General features: G+C 32.9%; 16 protein-coding genes. All 16 read right to left on the reverse strand.

Translation table 11 applies throughout. From position 1 onward, the window contains the following. Positions 1 to 492 precede the first annotated feature (492 nt). The 16 genes from EK417_RS20170 to EK417_RS20245 all read right to left on the reverse strand — a co-directional run bounded on the left by EK417_RS20170 (position 493) and on the right by EK417_RS20245 (position 20,405). Positions 493 to 1,674 carry a lipopolysaccharide biosynthesis protein gene (locus EK417_RS20170; RefSeq protein WP_136523180.1) on the reverse strand — a complete coding sequence of 394 codons (1,182 nt, stop codon included), beginning with the start codon at positions 1,672 to 1,674 and terminating at the stop codon, positions 493 to 495. Continuing rightward, on the reverse strand, positions 1,671 to 2,378 hold the full coding sequence (locus tag EK417_RS20175) for a PHP domain-containing protein (RefSeq protein ID WP_076596599.1): 708 nt from the start codon (positions 2,376 to 2,378) through the stop codon (positions 1,671 to 1,673). The genes EK417_RS20170 and EK417_RS20175 overlap by 4 nt, the downstream gene beginning before the upstream one ends. Before the next feature lies 1 nt (position 2,379). Continuing rightward, positions 2,380 to 3,450 carry an ATP-grasp domain-containing protein gene (locus EK417_RS20180; RefSeq protein WP_136523181.1) on the reverse strand — a complete coding sequence of 357 codons (1,071 nt, stop codon included), beginning with the start codon at positions 3,448 to 3,450 and terminating at the stop codon, positions 2,380 to 2,382. Further along, positions 3,447 to 4,826 carry a polysaccharide deacetylase family protein gene (locus EK417_RS20185; RefSeq protein ID WP_136523182.1) on the reverse strand — a complete coding sequence of 460 codons (1,380 nt, stop codon included), beginning with the start codon at positions 4,824 to 4,826 and terminating at the stop codon, positions 3,447 to 3,449. The genes EK417_RS20180 and EK417_RS20185 overlap by 4 nt, the downstream gene beginning before the upstream one ends. A gap of 26 nt (positions 4,827 to 4,852) precedes the next feature. Next, the gene (locus tag EK417_RS20190; RefSeq protein ID WP_076596602.1) at positions 4,853 to 5,863 is read right to left on the reverse strand and encodes a Gfo/Idh/MocA family protein; all 1,011 of its coding nucleotides are present in this window, start codon (positions 5,861 to 5,863) and stop codon (positions 4,853 to 4,855) included. Positions 5,864 to 5,873: 10 nt separating this feature from the next. Then, positions 5,874 to 6,446, reverse strand: a complete 573-nt coding sequence (locus tag EK417_RS20195; RefSeq protein ID WP_076596603.1) for an acyltransferase — start codon at positions 6,444 to 6,446, stop codon at positions 5,874 to 5,876. Positions 6,447 to 6,458: 12 nt separating this feature from the next. Continuing rightward, entirely contained in the window at positions 6,459 to 7,583 is a 1,125-nt protein-coding gene (locus EK417_RS20200) for a DegT/DnrJ/EryC1/StrS family aminotransferase (RefSeq protein ID WP_076596604.1), read from the reverse strand. Positions 7,584 to 7,618: 35 nt separating this feature from the next. Then, entirely contained in the window at positions 7,619 to 8,809 is a 1,191-nt protein-coding gene (lhgD, locus tag EK417_RS20205; protein ID WP_076596605.1) for an L-2-hydroxyglutarate dehydrogenase, read from the reverse strand. 6 nt (positions 8,810 to 8,815) lie between these two features. Further along, positions 8,816 to 10,111, reverse strand: coding sequence for a nucleotide sugar dehydrogenase (locus EK417_RS20210; protein ID WP_076596606.1), 1,296 nt, complete (start codon positions 10,109 to 10,111; stop codon positions 8,816 to 8,818). After that, positions 10,111 to 12,507 carry a GumC family protein gene (locus EK417_RS20215; RefSeq protein WP_076596607.1) on the reverse strand — a complete coding sequence of 799 codons (2,397 nt, stop codon included), beginning with the start codon at positions 12,505 to 12,507 and terminating at the stop codon, positions 10,111 to 10,113. The genes EK417_RS20210 and EK417_RS20215 overlap by 1 nt, the downstream gene beginning before the upstream one ends. A gap of 6 nt (positions 12,508 to 12,513) precedes the next feature. Beyond that, on the reverse strand, positions 12,514 to 13,338 hold the full coding sequence (locus tag EK417_RS20220; RefSeq protein ID WP_076596608.1) for a polysaccharide biosynthesis/export family protein: 825 nt from the start codon (positions 13,336 to 13,338) through the stop codon (positions 12,514 to 12,516). Between the two features lie 39 nt (positions 13,339 to 13,377). After that, positions 13,378 to 15,306: a polysaccharide biosynthesis protein gene (locus tag EK417_RS20225; protein WP_076596609.1), complete on the reverse strand. Its 1,929-nt coding sequence runs from the start codon at positions 15,304 to 15,306 to the stop codon at positions 13,378 to 13,380. A gap of 357 nt (positions 15,307 to 15,663) precedes the next feature. Next, positions 15,664 to 16,122, reverse strand: coding sequence for a regulatory protein RecX (locus tag EK417_RS20230; protein ID WP_083688869.1), 459 nt, complete (start codon positions 16,120 to 16,122; stop codon positions 15,664 to 15,666). Positions 16,123 to 16,179: 57 nt separating this feature from the next. Then, positions 16,180 to 17,445 carry a serine hydroxymethyltransferase gene (glyA, locus tag EK417_RS20235; protein ID WP_076596610.1) on the reverse strand — a complete coding sequence of 422 codons (1,266 nt, stop codon included), beginning with the start codon at positions 17,443 to 17,445 and terminating at the stop codon, positions 16,180 to 16,182. Positions 17,446 to 17,822: 377 nt separating this feature from the next. Further along, positions 17,823 to 18,728, reverse strand: a complete 906-nt coding sequence (locus EK417_RS20240) for an NAD(P)/FAD-dependent oxidoreductase (RefSeq protein ID WP_136523183.1) — start codon at positions 18,726 to 18,728, stop codon at positions 17,823 to 17,825. 150 nt (positions 18,729 to 18,878) lie between these two features. After that, positions 18,879 to 20,405, reverse strand: a complete 1,527-nt coding sequence (locus tag EK417_RS20245) for a glycosyltransferase family 39 protein (RefSeq protein ID WP_136523184.1) — start codon at positions 20,403 to 20,405, stop codon at positions 18,879 to 18,881. Positions 20,406 to 20,550 lie beyond the last annotated feature (145 nt).

A 20,550-nucleotide genomic window follows, 5' to 3' on the forward strand; every position in this document is an offset into this window, starting at 1 on the left:
ATACCTCTTCAAAATCAAATTTAATATTAAAACCATTATATATAACGGAAAAAATAATCATCATTAAAACCACAGTATATAATAAAATTTTAAACAATATCATGGATTGGGAATTGTCAAAAATTTTAAAATATTTCACATTATCGTATCTTATATAAAACAAAAAGAGAAGCGCACAATATAAAATACTATATAAAAAAAACTCAAAATTATTGGTATATATACAAAAAGTTAGGTTGGGTAAAAAGTATAAAAGATATGTCACCATAAGAATTAAGCTTGCTGGTGTATTTTTTTCTAGAATCTTTTTAAAAAAATAAGTATAAAATATTATAACAATGTAAGAAAGATTATTAATGGTATGACTAAATTCTCTTACATAACCAAGATATCCGTAATGTACAGATATTGAATTAACATAGAGATAATCTAAAGATAACTTATATATAATAGAAAATATTAATAATGTGAAATACTTCATAACAATAAACGTCAAGACTTATTAAATAGTAAAGAAAGTAATAAATATCTAAATAGAATTACTCCAACATAAATCCATATAAATAAATCGATGGTAGAACTTTTTCCTAAAAAAAATGAAACCAGCAAAACTAAAGTAGTAATTACCTCCCAAACAAGAAAAATTTTATTCTTCCTTTTAACCAATACACCACTTGAATAATGAGAAAAAGACGATGAAATAACAGTTGTGAAAATTATTATTTTACTCATATCAAATGCTTTTCTCCATTTATTAATATCAAAAAATAAAGAGAAAAAATATTCACCAAAAATTAAATATACAATAGCAAACAGTAGGGAAACCAAGAATAATAATCCAACATAGGTATTCATTTTTTTATTTAGCTTCACTTTATTGGTTTCTGACAAATCCTTGTATATTAATCCATTTAAACTTTCAGATATTAAACTTAGTGGTTTATTCACAATTTTGGAAGCCATAAAGTAGTTTCCCAAAATAGCTTCTCCAAAATAATGTTTTATAAAGAAACTGGGCAGCTCTGCATTGAAAGTATTAATAAAATAAGCTGGCATCTGATGCAATGGGAAAGACTTATATTTTATTATTATATTGTAAAAATCTCTGTAAACAATATTCCTTTTTTGGAGTTTGAGATAAAACAGTATGAATATAGTAGCCAAGAAATTAGGTACCACATAAGATAATACTAAAATACCGTATGATAATTTTATATAATAACCGGAAAGTATAATGATAACGGCAAACACAGAGTTAAGTATCATTGATTTACTCACCACATTCAACAATCCTTTTTTAATAAGAATATCTTTTGACGCACTATATAAAGACTGGCTAAATGCAACCAATGGAACAAGTAAAAAATAGGAGTCTATATCAAAAAATAACATTGAAATAAGTATAACGAAAAAAGAAATTAATGAGATGGTTATACTTAAAAAAATAGAAACAGCATACAGCATACTATATTCCTCGCTTTTGGCTGGTAACATAATTGCTTTGTTGTATGACAAAGTATAAAAATAGGATAATGGAGCGGAAATGGACAAAATAAATGACAGTACTCCAATTTCGTAATCAGAATAAATTCTTCCGGTTAATGGAACCGCAATCAGTAATATTAATTGAGATAATATATTGCTGCCTAAAAAAGATATTATTTTTCTTTTCATAAATTTAAATAATCTTCTTTAGTTCTCTTAAAAAGAGTTTTGTATACAATGTAAATAAATAATTTAAAATTTTTGTTCACATACGCTTTCTTGAGCTGCGAGAGAAAAATATCTAACACTGAGCTTTTTTTTATAAATAATGGAGCAATTTCACCATTTGTTAATGCTTCATGAAACTTTAAATCTTTTTTTTCATATCCTACCACTACATTTAAGAGAGATTGAGGAATATGTGAATCGGAGCTCCAAATCATAGTTTTTTTATATTTTAGAGCTAATAGATAAGACTTATAATTATTAATAACTGATGATCTGGCGTTAAATACTTCTATAACGTCAACAGCCTGAGCCAATTTTTCTATTTGGGTATGTCCGTCATAGGGATGAGGTAAAATTAGCATCGCATTCTGTTCTCTTGCACTTTTATAAAACTCTTCCCATTTCATATCTGTAATTTCATTCTTTATATTTAATGCAATTACATCTCCCTGATTTGTCTTATATTCTGCAGCAGTTGGTATCTCTACATCCAGATTGTATTCTTTTACTTTTTTCTGAAGTTCCAGGCTTCCTTCTATAGTTTCATGATCTGTCAATACAATAAAGTCTAGCTTTTTATCCTTTATTACTTTAATTATATTTTCAATCGTATTAATTCCATCGTAGGAATAGGTACTATGAAAATGAAAGATACCTTTTTTCATTTTAATTACTTGAGAAAATTTTCTTTATTGTCCACATTAATTTAACCAAATCAATGGAAAAATTTTCAAATAAATTCGTATGAGAATTTGTTTGAAAATATTCTTTAATTTTATGCAGCTTTCCTGTTTTAAACAAGCCTAAAAGATCACCATCTAAAACCCAAAAAAATTTTTCCCCAACTTCATATTTCTTTTCAAGGTGTTCGTTTACGTTATTTGAATAGGCATCTATCAAAGTTCTACCAAAATTCAATCCTAATGCATAAGATAAATCCAGCGAACCCCAAAATTTAGGATTTAACTCTATCAAATGATACTTTTGGTTAGACTCATCATATTTATATTCAATCATTAGAGGGCCTGACCATTTTAAATACTCAATAATCTGTTTGGATATACTAAACATTTTATCACAAAAAACCGACTTAGCAGCCGTACTAGATCCTCCAGTAATGGGTATTTCTCTAATACGCTCATGCATATAGTAACTAATGATTTTACCTTCTTTAGCAATACAAAAGAAACCTCTGCCTACTCCTGATACCCTTTCCTGCATTAATAATTTTACTCCTCCCGACAAATATTTTTCTATTTCATCAAATTCAGATTCAGAAGCTAACTTTACATATATTGGGTCAAATTTAGCTAAACTTTCATTACTCGATTTAACTACACAATTTTTATCTTTACTATATTGTCTCAATTCTTCAAGATTTGAAAATAATTTACATTCTGGATAATGGACATCCTGAAGAAAATTTAAAACTACCATTTTGTCTTTATTCAATGCTATTTCAAGACTTTCTTTGGGAGGCAGCAAACACAATTCCCTATACTTTTCCGAACATATAGTTACTGCTTCACTTCCTACGGGAATTATAAATTCAGGTTGAGTCTGCTTAACGGATTCTTCTAAATTCCCCACAAGATAATCTTTACAATAGCCAAACCTTTTAGTAAAAAAAACAGTTTCCTTATCTGTGGCAAAAACTTCGTGTATATTTTCTCTATGCAATTCTCGCTGTATTGCAATAGAGTTCTTGTAATTTGCATCTGTTATCAAAATTCTCATACTTGCTTTGTATTATTCAAGGTTGAACAGAATTCAAGGATCTGACAGTATAGTTCTTTCTTTTTTTCACTCTCAAATTCATCATTATGCCAAAGTAATGAAAATCTTCCTCCAACTTTGTAGCACTGAATAACTATTTTTTTTACGTAATGAAGAGCTTTATCATCATCTATATTTATTTTAGAATAATATAAAACACTTCCTTCCATTACAATTAAAGGTCTTATTTCTACATTCAGTATTGATTTATTATAAATATCAAACGGTTTATATGGAAAACATGTCCCACATCTAAAACCACCTGTTTCATGAAAGCTTAATGTATTGTCATATTTTTGTCCGGCTGTGGAAAGCTGCCTTAATGTTTCAAGAAAACTAATTCTTAAATAATGCATTCTCCCTCCAAGATCTGTAGGAATATTCAGTTCAGATAAAATTTTTCTGAGCTTCATCCATTCTGTTTTAATACGGAATTTTGATGATGCGTTATAACTATAATGAATACCTACTTCATGGCCTCTATTGTCTATTTTTTTTATAAGACGTTTTACAAAATTGGTATAGTTGTATCTAAAATCAAATTTGAAAGAAGTACTGGCCGGAATAAAATAAAATTTACTGATGATACCATACTTCTCTGAAACATCCATAAGCCAATCAAATGTATTTGAAGCCTCGTTATCAAAAAAAAATTTCCTGTTAGTCAAATAAGAAACAGCCAATTGGGGTCTTTTCAATAAATCTATAAGAAAAAGTGTAATAAATTTAGTTTTAGGAACACTTATATATCTTGATATCTTATCAACATCGTGGCTTACTTCATAAGAAAACTTATTTTGTTTGCAATCAATGCCCGAGGCTAAAAGTATATTCCCAATAAAATAAACCCACTCATCAACTATTGGCCGCAAATATAATTCATCTTTAAATAAATGAGAATCTTTCAACTCAAATCTGGAATGTTTATCTTCAGATTTCACTTCGTATTCTTCTAATCTATTGAGGGTCCATATCATATAGGATACGAAGTCATAATTTATTGTAAAAGTATTATTTTCTTTCCTGATAAACCAATCTATTTCTGAAACTCCAAATAAAACTAAATTTTCATTTGGAATTTCCAGACCAGTTGTCTCTGAAATAGCCTCTCTGGATATATAACTTAAAGTATTTTCTTTACTAAAAAATCCTTGTCTTCCATTATCAGTAAAGTTAATAGTTATAAAATGGTTATTCTTAGAAAAAATCAAACAAAAATGATCATCAGTGAATTCAACCTGAACATCTATGTCAAATCTCTCTCTAAAAATAATACTCACCCAATCTTGCAACTGATCATCCGAAAGTATTTCTGAGAAATAATTACTTGTTACCAAAATTTTAAAACTATTATGAAAATTTTCTACTTTTTATCATATATCCTTTCTATAATATCCACCACTTTAAGCCCTTCCAAAGCATTAGTAGTAATGGTATTTCTTCCTTTTAATACATCCACTACATTTTCTATGATATAATGATGATTGGCTGCAGATCCTTTATAAGCACCATAATCATTTCCAGGGTTTGTTGGAGCTAATTCCGGCATTACATAGTCTTTTACATTACAAACTTCAACTTTGTCCATATACTGTCCTCCAATCTTCACAGAACCATTCTCTGCAATGATCGTCATAGAACTTTCAAGGTTCTGATTCCAAACTGAAGTAGAATAATTTAAGGAACCCATTCCTCCATCTACAAAATCAAAGCTAACGAATCCTGAATCTTCAAAATCAGTAAGAGTTGCATGATTAAAATCTGCAAATTTTGCCTGAATATTAGTAATATCGCCGAACAGCCAGTACATGATATCGATAAAGTGAGAAAACTGTGTAAATAAGGTTCCTCCATCCAGGTCTTTTTTCCCGTGCCATGATTCTGTCTTATAATATCTGTCATCACGGTTCCAGTAGCAATTAAGCTGAACCATATATATATTTCCTAGTTTTCCGCTTTCTACCATTTCTTTCACCCATGCAGAAGGTGGAGAATATCTGTTTTGCATAACGGCAAAAACTTGTTTATGCTTGTGCAACGCTTGAAAAATAAGTTTTTCCGCATGCTGTTTTTTCAGAGCCATTGGCTTTTCTACTACGACGTGCTTACCTGCATCTATCACTTTATAAGATTGCTCAAAATGGAATCCGTTGGGAGAAGCAATATTAATAACATCTACTTCAATCCCGGAAGCTAAAAACTCATCCAGTGATGTAAAAAAAGGAACATCATAACTTTCGATTCCCAATACAGATTTATCTTTAACATCGATCAATCCAACTAATTCACATTCTTCATTTCTTGAGATCATTTCAGCATGTCTCTTTCCGATATGCCCGCACCCAACGACTGCAAATTTTATTTTTTCACTCATTTGTATGTTTTTAAATTTTTGAAACTTTATTATTTTCTAATTTGTATTTTTCTCCACTTTCTTCACAAACAGCAATATTTTCGGCATCAAACTGAAGTCTTTGTCCATATTCACTCATCCATCCCATTTGTCTTGCCGGGTTTCCTACTACCAATGCATAATCCGGCACTTCTTTTGTAACCACTGCTCCTGCACCAATAAAGGCGTACTCACCTATATTATGTCCGCAAACAATTGTTGCATTGGCTCCTATAGACGCTCCTTTTCCTACATGGGTCTTCAGATATTCATTTTTTCTGTTTACTGCACTTCTTGGATTTATCACATTGGTAAAAACCATTGAAGGGCCTAAAAAAACATCATCATCACATGTTACTCCTTCATAAATAGAAACATTATTCTGAACTTTCACATTCTGACCTAAAACTACTTTAGGTGAGATGACAACATTCTGACCTATATTACATTTTTCTCCTAAAATGCAGCCTGTCATAAGATGTGAAAAGTGCCAAATTTTGGTTCCTTTCCCTATGTGACATCCTTCGTCAATAACGGCTGTTTCGTGTGCAAAAAAATCCGACATATCTGCTTTATATTAATTAAAATAATTCTTAATTTCTGTAATAATAACATCCAGTACTTCCTGATCAAATTCTGTATGTACCGGAAGAGAAATAACTTCTGTACAAAGCTGCTCTGTAACAGGAAGACTAAAACCTTCTTCTACATATTGAAGAAAAGCTTCTTGTTTGTATAGAGGTAAAGGATAATATACCATACTTGGAATATTCTTTTCTGCCAAATACTTTTGTAATTCATCTCTTTTCCCATTTTTCACTCTAAGGGTATACTGGTGAAATACGTGGGTAGAATTTACAGCTCTTTTAGGAGTTTGAATTTCAGCTATCCCTGCAAGGTTTGTATCATAATAATCTGCCATTCTGTTTCTGGCAGCTGAATACTCATCCAAATGCTTAAGCTTAACTTTTAATACCGCTGCCTGAATGGTATCCAATCTTGAATTACAGCCTAAAACTTTGTGATAATATTTCTTTTCCTGACCGTGGTTGGCAATCATCCTGATTTTGGAAGCCAATTCATCGTCGTTCGTCATCAATGCACCACCATCACCATAGCATCCAAGATTTTTTGAAGGGAAAAATGAGGTACATCCGATATGCCCGATAGTTCCTGTTTTTTTCACAGTTCCATCAGAAAAAGTATAATCGGAACCTATTGCCTGAGCATTATCTTCTATAACAAAAAGGTTGTGTCTTTCTGCAAATTCAAGAATTTTCTCCATATCAGCACTCTGGCCGTATAAATGAACAGGAACAATTGCTTTGGTTTTAGAAGTCAGATATTTTTCAAGACCATCCAGCTGTATATCAAACGTATCTTCGTTTACATCTACCATTACAGGTTTTAATCCTAAAAGACCAATCACTTCCGCAGTAGCTACATATGTGAAAGCAGGGCAGATGATTTCGTCGCCAGGCTGCAGATCAAGTGCCATCATGGCAATTTGAAGAGCATCTGTTCCGTTGGCACATGGAATTACATGTTTTACTCCCAGATATTTTTCAAAATCATTTTGAAATTCTTTTACAGCAGGACCATTAATAAATGCTGTATTGTCTATGCATTCCTGAATACCAGCATCTACTTCTTCTTTTATTTTCAGGTATTGACCTTTAAGATCAACCATTTGAATTTTCATATTCTTAGTTTTTTGAGTGCACGGAGTGCTATTTTTTAATTCATGATAAGCTCACTTATTTTATTTCCTATGGAAAGGCACGAAGTGGCAGCCGGAGAAGGAGCATTTCTAACATGGATAATGTTTCCATTTTTCACGATATCAAAATCATCAATCAATCCTCCGTTTCTGTCGCAAGCCTGAGCTCTTACTCCTGAACCACCTGTAACAAGATCGTTTTCCTGTATTTCCGGTAAAAGTTTCTGAAGGGCTTTTGTAAATGCGGACTTGGAAAGTGAACGGTGCATTTCTCCCATTCCGGTTTTTCCGTATTTCGCTACAATTTTTCTAAACCCTGGCCATAGCATGGTTTGCATGGTTTCGCTAAAATTGAAGTCGAAAAAATGGTATCCTTCTTTTTTAAAAGCCAGCACTGCATTAGGACCTGCTTCTATATTACCATCAATCATTCTGGTAAAGTGAACTCCAAGAAACGGAAAATTAGGATCAGGTACAGGATAGATAAGATGCTTTACCAGATATTTTTTTTCATCCTTAATTTTATAATACTCTCCTCTAAAAGGAATAATGACCACATCGTTTTTTTCGTTGGTCATTCTGGTTATTTTATCGGAATACAATCCTGCACAGGAAATTAATTTTTTGGTTTTAAATTCGGAAATATTGGTATTGACAATAATTTCAGATCCTTTATCAATGATGTTTTTTACTTCATTATTAAATCTTATTTCTCCTCCTAATTCTTCAAAAAGTTCTTTTATTTTTTGGGCTATTCCCGGGTAATCAATAATTCCGGTTTGCGGAACTTTAATTGCTTTTACACCTTCACAATGAGGTTCGATTTCACGGAATTCTTCTCTCGAAAGATATTTTAAATCCTGCAGTCCGTTTTCAACTCCTCTTTTATAGATATTATCCAAAAGTGGTAATTCTTCCTGAGAAGTAGCTACAATGATCTTCCCGCAAAGGTCATATCGTATGCCGTGTTTCTCAGCAAAGTGGATAACTGAGTTATACCCTTCAATGCAATTTTTAGCTTTGAGGCTTCCCGGTTTATAATAAATCCCACTATGGATTACTCCGCTGTTATGTCCCGATTGGTGTAGGGCCACATCGTTTTCTTTTTCCAAAATTAAAATCTTAGAATCAGGATTTTTCATCTTGGTCTGATAAGCTGTGGCCAATCCTACCAAACCGGCACCAATGATTATGATATCATAGTTCATGATCAGTTATAATCTTGCGTCTACCAGATTTCTGTCTAAACATGCTTTAGTATCGAAAACCACAGCATTTTCTTTTTTAAGCTGATTCAGATCCATTTCCAGAAACTCATTATGAGATACTGCGATCACTAAAGAATCATACTTTTTCCCTTCCTCAAGAGCGTCCAGAATATCAATTCCATATTCATGTTTTACTTCTTCTTTGCTTGCCCACGGATCATAAATATCAACATTTACTCCGTAATCAGCCAATTCTCTGTAGATATCTACTACTTTAGTATTTCTGACATCGGGACAGTTTTCTTTGAATGTAACTCCTAAAATAAGGGCACTGGAATTTTTAATTACTCCGCCTTTTGCAATAAGAAGTTTCACCACTTTAGCAGCAACAAACTTTGCAATAGAATCGTTTACACGTCTTCCGGATAAGATCACATCCGGATGATACCCCAGTTGTTCTGCTTTGTGTGCAAGGTAATAAGGATCTACGGAGATACAATGTCCTCCCACCAATCCTGGTTTATATTTAAGGAAATTATATTTTGTTCCTGCAGCTTCCAATACATCATTGGTATCAATTCCTACTCTGTCGAAAATTAAAGCCAATTCGTTAACAAAAGAAATATTAACATCTCTTTGTGCATTTTCTATAGCTTTTGAGGCTTCTGCAACTTTAATGCTAGGTGCTTTATGGGTTCCTGCAGTAATAATTTTCTTATACAGTTGATCTACTTCTTCGGCAATCTTTTCCGTAGAACCTGACGTTACTTTTTTAACGCTTGTAAGCGTATTTACTTTATCTCCCGGATTAATTCTTTCCGGAGAGTAGCCTACGAAAAAATCTTCGTTAAACGTAAGTCCTGAATATTTCTCAAGAACCGGTACACATTCTTCTTCTGTACATCCGGGAAAAACCGTAGATTCATAAATAACAATATCTCCTTTTTTGATAATTTCTCCTAACATTTTTGAAGCAGAAATCAATGGATTCAAATCGGGAGCATTATATTTATCAATAGGGGTAGGAACTGTTACAATGAATACATTAGCTTCAGCAATATCAGATAACTGGCTTGTTGCTTTATAACCTAAAGAACCATTGGATTCGTTATACTTTTTCAGTCCGCTATTTAATTTATCAACATCAGCCTCAAGCGTTATATCCTTTCCGTTATTAAGCTGATCAACACGCTGTGTATTGATATCAAATCCAAAAACAGGATAGTGATCTGCAAATTCAAGAGATAAAGGAAGACCTACATAACCCTGGCCTATAACCGCTATTTTATATGTTGTTGCCATTAACTAAATTTATTTTTTATTTTTTGAAACCAAGATTGTTCTGTATGCTGGTTATAGCCATAACCGTATTTGTTACTGTATCCTAAATTTTCTCTGCTTACATCATTAAGTACAAATCCTACATTTCTGATCTTTTTCTGATCGATATTGTTATTGGCAAATTCTAATAATGCCTTTTCAGTGTATTTAGATCTGGAAACATAAATCGTGATATCAGAAAGTTCAGCAATAAGGAAAGTATCTGTTACGAGAAGCAATGGAGCAGTATCCAGAATAATATATTCATATTTTTCTTTCAATTCACTAAGAAGGACCTCATAACGCCCGTTAGATAACAATTCTGTTGGGTTCGGAGGAATCATTCCTGAATAAATTACATCCAGGTAAGGATTAAAAGATGATACATGAATAATATCTGCAAGTTTAGTGTCTTCATTGTATAGATACTCCGTAAGCCCGGCAAGTCCTTTTCTGGCAGGATTATATCTTTGAAGCTGAGGGTTTCTGATATCAGATCCGATAATAATTGCTTTTTTCTTAGGGTTTGCCAATGTTAAAGCCAAATTCACAGATGTGAATGTTTTCCCTTCACCTTTTACGGTTGAGGTAACAAATACTACTTTCCCTTTTTTCTCTTTTGAAAGCATGAAATTCATATTGGTAATAAGAATTCTAAATGCTTCCGCCATAGGAGTAATATCATTCATTTTAACAATCTCGGAATCTCCTTTTTCAAGACTTGGCAATTCTGCAATAATAGGAGCATGGACAACCTTCTCAAGATCATGTTTAGTAATAATCTTATTATTGAAAAGTATTGTTAAATAAATAATAATAAAAGGAATTAACAGACCAGCAACTAAATAAACCGTCAAAATAACATTGGTTTTTGGAGAAATTGCTACTGGTGAAGCATACGCAGCATCAAGAACTTTTGCTTTTGGAGCTATAATAGATTGAGCAATAGCTGTTTCTTCTCTTTTCTGAAGTAAAAGCAAATACAAATTTTCCTTAATTTGTTGTTGTCTTTCTATGCTTCTGAACATTTTTTCAATAGAAGGAAGTTTTGATATTATTCCGGAAACTTTATTTTGCTCTCCTAAATATTCATTTCTTGCAAGCTCCAGCCCTACTCTATTCCTTTGGAGAGTCTGCATTATAGAACTACGCATTGCATTAATTTGCTTTGTAACATCTACCACAGTAGGGTTTTCCGGCGTAGCAGATTCAAGTAATCTGTTTCTCTGTAAAACAAGTTGATTATATGAAGATATTCCTGATATTGCTTCAGGATTATTCAATCCAACATTTGCAGGCAGAACCTGATACTGTCCTTGTTTGGAAACATAGCCTATAAGTGCTGTTGTAAGTTCAAGCTGAGCATCTACATCCAGTTGCTTAGCCCTGGCTGCTGCAGAACTTTCTAAATTAATTTTAGCTTCCGTTTCTAAATCTGTAAGATTATTTTTAGATTTAAAGCTTTCTTTCTGATTTTCAACTTCTCCCAGCTCACCTGATAATTTTTTTATTCTATCTTCAATGAAATCCAAAGTCTTTTTTGATTCTGAATTTTTATCTACAATAGCATCATTATTATAAGCTACTATCAGACTATTAATAATATCTTTGGCTTTTGAAATCTGAGGATACTGATATCCAAGTTTAAGGACAGTAGTTTCTCTATTGACAAGATCGACATTAAGTGGTCCTTGAAGACTATTTACGGCAGCTTCCAGAGAGGATATCTGAAGTACCAGATTATTCATGTTTATCCCTTTAACTTCTGCGGAGTTAAATTTGGAATTTTTTGTTATTATAATATTAGCAAATGGTAAACTTATTGTTTTACCATAAGTTGTTATAATATCTTTTTTAAGACTTTCTCCATTCAATGTTAACTTCTCTCCATTGATGGCAAGCTGAATTGTATTTACAGAGCCTTTATCTTTTTTCTCTCCAATTACTCTCACTTCTACAGGAGAAGTTTCTTTATATAGTTCTAAGGTTCTTATTTTTCCTTTTGCTGTAATATTAGTTTGAAGATTTAAATTGCTGATAACTTCACTCATCATCTTTTTTGACTTCAAAACTTCTATTTCATTGGCTATACTATTGGTTTTAAGCCCCCCAATTCCTGACAAATCAGGTAATACTCCCAAATCATTTGCCATTACTGATGACGAGGAATTTTTAGCATCTTTGATAAGAATTGTAGACTGTACACTATAAATAGGAACCATAAACTTCAATGAAATATAGCCTATTATCAGAGCAATAAATGCACTTATAATAAACCAAGGCCATTTTCGGATATATGGTTTTATAATTTCACCAATATTAATCTTGATTATGCTGTTTTCTTCCTCTGAAAATTGTGAAGATTTTTGGTTATCCATCAATTTTTATTTCTTATTAAATAAACTTACCACTACTGCAATGGCTGTAATACCGATAGAAATCGCTGTCAGGTAAAGGCCTGTATTTGGATTTTGTTTTGCTAAAACATCCTTTGTATTGCTTGAAGAAACAATAATAGCATCACCCTGTTTAAGATTATAATATGGCGAATTAATCAGATTACCATCCAAAATGTTGACACGACCATGCGAAACGACACCGTTTTCAGTTCTTACGATTAAGATATCATCTCTTTTTCCATACTGAGTAAGATCACCAGCCATCCCTAAAGCATTTAAAATAGTTGCTTGTCCATTAGCGATAGTATAATCTCCTTGTCTGTTTACTTCTCCTAAAACGGTCACTTTAAAATTGGCAAGTCGCATATTAACTGTTGGATTAATAACGTATTTCGTCATTTTTTCCCTTAGCTCATCTTTGAAGGTCGTCAAACTCTTATCTGATGTGTTCAGCTTTCCTAATATCGGAAAATCAATATTTCCATTTGCATCTACAATATAGGTTGGTCCTGACAGTATTGTTGCTCCCTGATTAGGAGTGTTTCCACCTGCCGTGGCATTTGTTTGGACAAGTTCTGACGAAGAGTAATTCTGATTAAAAGGTTTTACAACATCCATATCTTTAGCAGTGATCAGAATAACTAACTGATCTCCTACCTGGATGGTATTCGCTGAATTTTTAGCAGAGGCATTGATTGCAACCTGTTCTATATTCTGCATATAATTTAAATCATTCTTAGCATTAGGATTCACTTTACAGGAAATCACTAATGAAGACGCCAAAACTACTGCTAATATTTTTCCTTTCATTATTTTGTTAAATTATGCAAATATACATTTATATTTTTTCTATTTATCCAGGGCCTCATAGATTGAATTATTGCTTCGGAATTCCGGCACTATTTTTTTGAGAATCCTTACCACTTCCACTTTATCTCTTCTAAGAGAAGCTTTAGTAATTTCTTTAGTAAGCGTATCTATTTCTGCAAATCCCATAGAAGGGTCTTTAGAAATCATAATTTTATCATTATGAGTAGGAAGTGTTTTTGCGTCGTCACTCAAGAGTTCTTCATATAACTTCTCCCCAGGTCTTAGACCTGTATAAATAATCTTAATATCAATATTAGGTTCGAATCCGGATAATTTTATCATTCTTTTGGCAAGATCAATAATTTTAACAGGTTCCCCCATATCGAAAACAAAAATTTCACCTCCCTCACCCATTGTTCCGGCCTGAAGTACAAGTTCACAGGCTTCAGGAATCGTCATGAAATACCTTACAATTTCCGGATGGGTAATGGTTACCGGTCCTCCTGCTTCAATCTGCTTTTTGAAATGAGGAATAACAGAGCCATTGGATCCCAGTACATTTCCAAACCTTGTTGTAATAAACTTGGTAACGTTACCTTCTACATTCTGAAGCGACTGCACAAAAAGTTCAGCAGCTCGTTTTGATGCACCCATTACATTGGTTGGATTTACAGCTTTATCTGTAGATACCATTACGAATCTGTTTACTTTATATTTACTGGATAGTTTTGCAACAATCTTTGATCCTAATATATTAACAAAGATGGCTTCGTGAGGGTTTTCTTCCACCAAAGGGACATGCTTATAAGCAGCTGCATGATATACCATTGAGAAATTATAAGTCTGGAAAAGAGATTCCATCCTGTGATGATTGGAAACATCTCCTAAAACAAATTTGAAAGCGATATGAGGGAATTTCTCTGTCATTTCAAGTTCAATTTCATAAAGCGGTGTTTCTGCCTGATCTAAAATGACAATCAATGAAGGATTGAAAAGAGCAACCTGTCTTACAATTTCACTTCCTATGGATCCTGCTCCACCGGTTACTAATACTGTTTTATCAAAATGTCTTTTTTTAACTTTTTCGTTCTGAATTTTGATAGGTTTTCTATTCAACAGATCTTCAATTTGAAGATTTCTAATAGATCCACCCAGATCACTATCTCTAAGCTTTTGTACTGAAGGTGCTTTAAAGACGTTAAGATCCTTCTCTAAAAATAAATTTACCCATGAATTCATCTCATCTCTGGCCATCATTTCTTTAACAACAAGAACGCCATCAATGATAAGATCTTCTTTGGTATTTTCCTCTATTTTTTGTTTTTCATAAATTGGCTTTCCTAGTAGAGAGGCCCTTTTAGAATCTGTTCTTTGTGTCAAAAATCCTACTACCTGATAAGGCAAACTCGGATTATCAAGAATAGCACGGGCAATGGCAATAGATTGTTCATCAATTCCCAATACCAAAATTCTTTTTTTCAGCGCACTTCTTCTGTATTCCCTTACGATATGAAAAAATTCTTTTACATAGAGTCTGAAAAGAAATAATCCCATAAATGAAATTACAAAATAAAGCATCAGATAAGGAGTCAGTATGAATTTGCTTCCTGTAATCCAGAAATAACAGATATTTACTGTTCCGATAGCCAGCATTGTGCAAAAACAGGATATCAGAAGCTTAAATAAATCTATAAATGTGGAATGACGGATAATACCTGCATAGGTCTTGAAGACATACATAAAAGCAGCATTCACAAGGATAATAAAACTAAAAATCAAGCTTTTATCGTCATGATATATAAATTCCTGCTTGGTAATTTTTGCGATAATGTAAGTAGAAAGAAATAAAGATATTACCAGAATAATAATATCTATTACAAGAATTATCCATCTAGGAAGATATCTTACGTCTGAGAGATTGACAACATTATCCCCTCCAAATATTGTTTTTCTAAGAGAATTGTACATTGTCTATATTGGTGTTCATATTTAATTAAGGTATAATATCTAAACTATCCAATCAAAGATAATTTTGATACAATCATGCAAAAATAAAATAAATTTATTTCAATATGCTGAAATCAAAAATAAATTTGATGTTTCATTTATATAGTCTAACAATTTCATTGCGGTACAGCTAAATTCAGTGACAAAAATCGTACCATACAAACTGTTTATGAAGGTGATATTTATCTATACAAATTCTTTAATTTAACTGTTTTTCTTTAAAAGAATTATTAAATCTTTATATATCAATCTTTTTCAATGAACTGATTGTTTTTTTTCCTAAAAGTCATGCGTCAAGTTTTTTTGATTTATTAATATTTAGTCAAAAATATCAATTATTTTTTCATACTCAAAACCTTTACTCATCAAATATTTTATAGTTTTGGTTTTTTTTTGATATTCTTTCAAGCCGGTTTGCCTGGTGTAGTAATCATCAAAAATTTTTCTGATGGTTTTCTCATAATCAGATTCATCAATCTCATCAAAACAGGAGTTAATCAACCTTTCAGAAATCTGTTTCTGTTTCAGATTCATTTTAATCTTGGTCTTGCCCCAGTGTTTGATGTAAAATTTGCCTCGGATGTAGCTCCGGGTAAATCTTTCTTCGTTCAGGTAATTTTCTTTCAGGAGAAATAAAATAATTTCTTCTTTTGCTTCATCAATAAGCAGAAATTCTCTCATCTTCTGTTCCACTTCGGCATGGCAGCGATCCTGATAAACACAATAATTAACCAGTTTCTGCTTAATTTCGTCGAAAGTATAAGATTTCTTTTCCATTTGAATAAAAAAAGAATGAGCAGTCTGCCCATTCTTTACATGATATTGGAATGCCCGTTAGTAATTGAACAGAGCTTTACCTTCCATTAATTCGTTAACTTTCTTTCTTACAGATCCAAGAACTTCTTCATTTTTGATATTGTCTACTACCTCAGAAATTAATCCGGCAATAGTGTCCATATCATTTTCTTTCAACCCTCTTGTTGTAATAGCCGCAGTTCCCAATCTGATACCAGATGTTGTAAATGGTGATTTATCATCAAAAGGAACCATGTTTTTATTACAAGTAATATCAGCAAGTACTAATGCTTTTTCAGTTTCTTTACCGTTTACTCCTTTATTTCTAAGGTCTACCAGCATCAGGTGATTATCTGTACCACCGCTTACGATATCAAATCCTCTGTCTATCATTGCTTTTGATAATGCCTGAGCATTAGCTTTAACCTGTTTTGCATAGGTTTCGAACTGTACATCCAATGCTTCACCGAAAGCTACCGCTTTACCGGCAATCACGTGTTCAAGAGGTCCTCCCTGAATACCAGGGAATACAGCTCCGTCCAGTACCTGGCTCATCATTTTAATTTCTCCTTTTGGAGTTTTGTGACCGTAAGTATTTTCAAAGTCTTTCCCCATCATGATCATTCCTCCTCTTGGTCCTCTCAGGGTTTTGTGAGTAGTAGTAGTTACTACATGACAGTGTTCGAATGGAGAATTTAACAATCCTTTTGCTACTAAACCAGCCGGGTGAGCGATGTCTGCCCAAAGAGTAGCTCCTATTTCGTCTGCCACTTCTCTGAATTTAGCATAATCCAAGTCTCTTGAATATGCTGAGAAACCAGCGATAAGCATTTTTGGCTTTTCTCTCAGTGCTACTTCTCTCATTTGGTCATAATCAATTAGACCTGTTTCCTGCTGAACTCCATAAGAAACTACGTTATACTGAATCCCTGAGAAATTCACTGCAGAACCGTGGGTAAGGTGTCCTCCCATTGAAAGGTCCATCCCCATGATTTTGTCTCCTGGTTTCAAAACTGCAAGATAAATGGCTGCATTCGCCTGAGAACCGGAATGCGGCTGAACATTCACATAATCTACTCCGAAAAGTTCTTTAGCTCTGTTGATCGCTAAAGTTTCAACCTCATCTACTACTTCACATCCTCCGTAATATCTTTTTCCGGGATATCCTTCAGCATATTTATTTGTCAGTACACTTCCCATTGCTTTCATTACATTTTCAGAAACAAAGTTTTCTGATGCAATAAGTTCTAAACCATGGGTTTGTCTTTGTCTTTCCTTTTCAATCAGGTCGAAAATAATATCCATTTTACTTTTAGTTTTTGAAATTTTCACCCCAAATGTACGGAATTTTCATCGAGATTTCTCTATTGAAAAAATGATTTTTAAACACCAAAAAATGAAAAAACACCTCCTTTTATATTATATTAAAACCGTGTCAACTTTTACATTAATTATTTTAACCATAAAAGGCACAAAAGTTTAAACACTTAAGTATTTTAGGACCAGATTTTATGCATAATAAGTAAACCGAAGTTTTAAAAAATCTTTGATTTTCGTCTTATGTGAACTTTTCTTCAGACTTATTTTAAACTTACTTAAGTAGACTAAAATGGTTTAAAATGAAACCTTTTGTGACTTTTGTGGTTTTATAAAGTTTAAACAACTTTATAATAAGAAAGCCTTTAAAATTCCTCATCGGCAAGTTCTTTATTCACCACAGCACCTGCAAAATTTCCCTGTGCAACTGCATTGGATACGGAACGCATCATGGTTACATTATCTCCACAGGCAAAAACTCCGGGAATGTTTGTTTTCTGCATCATATCTACTTTAATAAATCCCTGTTCTGTCATTTCACAACCCAGATCACCAGATACATTGATATTTTGTTCAAAAGGAATTTTAGCATACAAAGCCTGTAAAGGAAGTTCTTTTCCGTTTTTAAACACTATTTTTTGAATGAAACCGTTTTCATGTTTTATTTCTTTTATTTCATCTTCGTTAAGAACGATTTTATTGTGACCCAGTTTTTCAATCTGTTCTTTTGAAAGTGAAGACTTTCCGTTGGTAAACAGGGTAAGATCTTTAGTCAGATTAAAAATCAGTTTTGAAAATTCGTAAGCCATATCTCCATTGGAAAGAATTCCGGTAACCTCGTTTTTCACTTCATAACCATGACAGTATGGGCAGTGTATAACAGAAGTTCCCCAGCATTCTGCAAACCCAGGAATATCCGGCATTATATCTTTCACTCCTGAAGCAAGAATAAGTTTTTTAGCATTAAATTTTTCACCGGAGGAAGTTTCAATCACAAAACCTTCGGTTGTCTTTTGTGTTTTCACTACGGTTCCGTTATAAAAGTGAACTGTATTGTATTTTTGAACATCTTCTTTTGCCAGCTTTGCAATTTCCGCGGGTGTTTTCCCATCATGAGTAATAAAATTATGGGAATGCGGAGTCTGTATGTTACAAGGTTTTCCGTTATCGATAATCAGAACATTTCTTAAAGATCTTCCTAAAGACATTCCTGCTGACAATCCAGAATAGCTTCCTCCTGTTATAATGACATCAAAGTTTTTGTTTTTCATAGTTCAGTTGATAGATGATAGATGATAGATGATAGATGATAGTGCAAAGGTAAATTAAAATTAATTAACGCAACAAGATTGCAATAACAATTTATATCTATTACCTTTATTTTGTAAACAAATCATCACTTCTCTCTCAATTTTGAAAAACTATTTCCACTCATTTTTTACTTCGATAATTTCGTCCTGAATTCTTTTATTGATATCTGTTTTTGCTCCCTGAAAACTGAAAATTGCGGTTCCTCTTTCTCTTGCATACGGATTGGTAATAGAATCAGCTAATTTTGAAACTTCAAAAAAAGAGCCGGATTCTTCAAGTTCTCTCCCTGCTTCAGGGGCATCTTTAACTCTGATAACATTTTTATATTTCCTGCTTACATCTATCCAATTGATATAATCCGCATGAAATGACATGGCCGTAACGCCAGCCTTCGAATAATAATTAATAGCTCCGGCCTGTCCGTAATTATCACACAGCACCATCGTATTTCCGGTTTTTGATACCCTGAAATATTCTTTATCTACTTTTTGAGCCAGCTCTTTCCAACCCTGCATATCGGCAAAATCCTGTGGCAGCGGATGATCTTTTCCATCTTCCCAGCGAAGCAGTCCGAATTTTTTGTATTGATCCTGGTGAGATTCAATATATTCAGGACTTTTATTCGGAAAGGCGACATTATATAGTGGAAGGAATAAAAGTATTGGAATAAGTATGCTAACCGGTTTTAAAAACCTTTTCCATCCTTTTTCTAACACATGCCCGAGAAAAACAGCACCAAAAGCAATATAAACCGGATAAAGCCCTATCGCGTAGTAATCTTTTGCTTTAAAAAACAAAAACAGACTAATAGTTATGATATAGCTCCAGAAGAAAAACCTGAATTTCTCAAAAGGTTTGTACAACAGCAATGCTCCCCAACCTGCAATCGTTACAAAAATAACTCCAACAAAAAATAAAATCTGTGATTTCATAAAACCCATTCGATCTACATGCACCAATTGTTTTTCAGAAAGTTCTTTCATATGATGAATAACCGGAAACTGGTTCTGGTACTGCCAAAGAAGATTGGGGAAAATAATAATTAAAGCTAAAAGAGCAGCCCAATACACATGAGACTGCATAAAAATCTGCCTTTGCTTTGTCAACAGTAATGCAGGAATAAGTCCTAACAATGCAAAAGCAATATTGTATTTATTTAATATTCCTATTCCAACAATAACGGCACCTATATACAACCATTCTATTTTTTGAGAATTGAAATATCTGATCAGGCTGTAATAAAGGGAAAGCCAGAGTAAAATCTCCAGAGAGGTTGGCTGGAACAGCATATTAATCCGGAGAAGCACTGAAAATAATATTCCTGCAGAAGCCAGAATTTTAGCAAACAGACCTCCTTTAAGTTCTTCAACAACTTTCCATGTCAGCACAATTGTCAAAGCTCCGAACAGCACTGGAAAGAATTTAACCCAAAAAATAGAATTTCCCAACATTTTAATCATCCAGGCCAACCAGGAATTAACAGGAGGAACAGAGAGATATCCCCAGGCAAGATGATTGGCCTGATCAAGATGCAGGTATTCATCTCTGTGAAGTTCATACTCAGGGCTTATCAGTGAGTATTGGAGTGCAAACTTTGCAATGATAAAAAGAAACAGAATCCAATAGTCTTTTTTCATGAGGGATAATAGTTTAAAATTTAAAGATAAGACAGTTTGAATTTACTTTTTGTTACATTCTTTCTATTTTAGAATACTATCAATATATCAAAAAAGAATCCCGGAGAAAAAAATTTCTCCAGGATTCACAGTTTAAAAGTGTATA

This window comes from Chryseobacterium candidae (assembly GCF_004916905.1).
Classification (GTDB): domain Bacteria; phylum Bacteroidota; class Bacteroidia; order Flavobacteriales; family Weeksellaceae; genus Chryseobacterium; species Chryseobacterium candidae.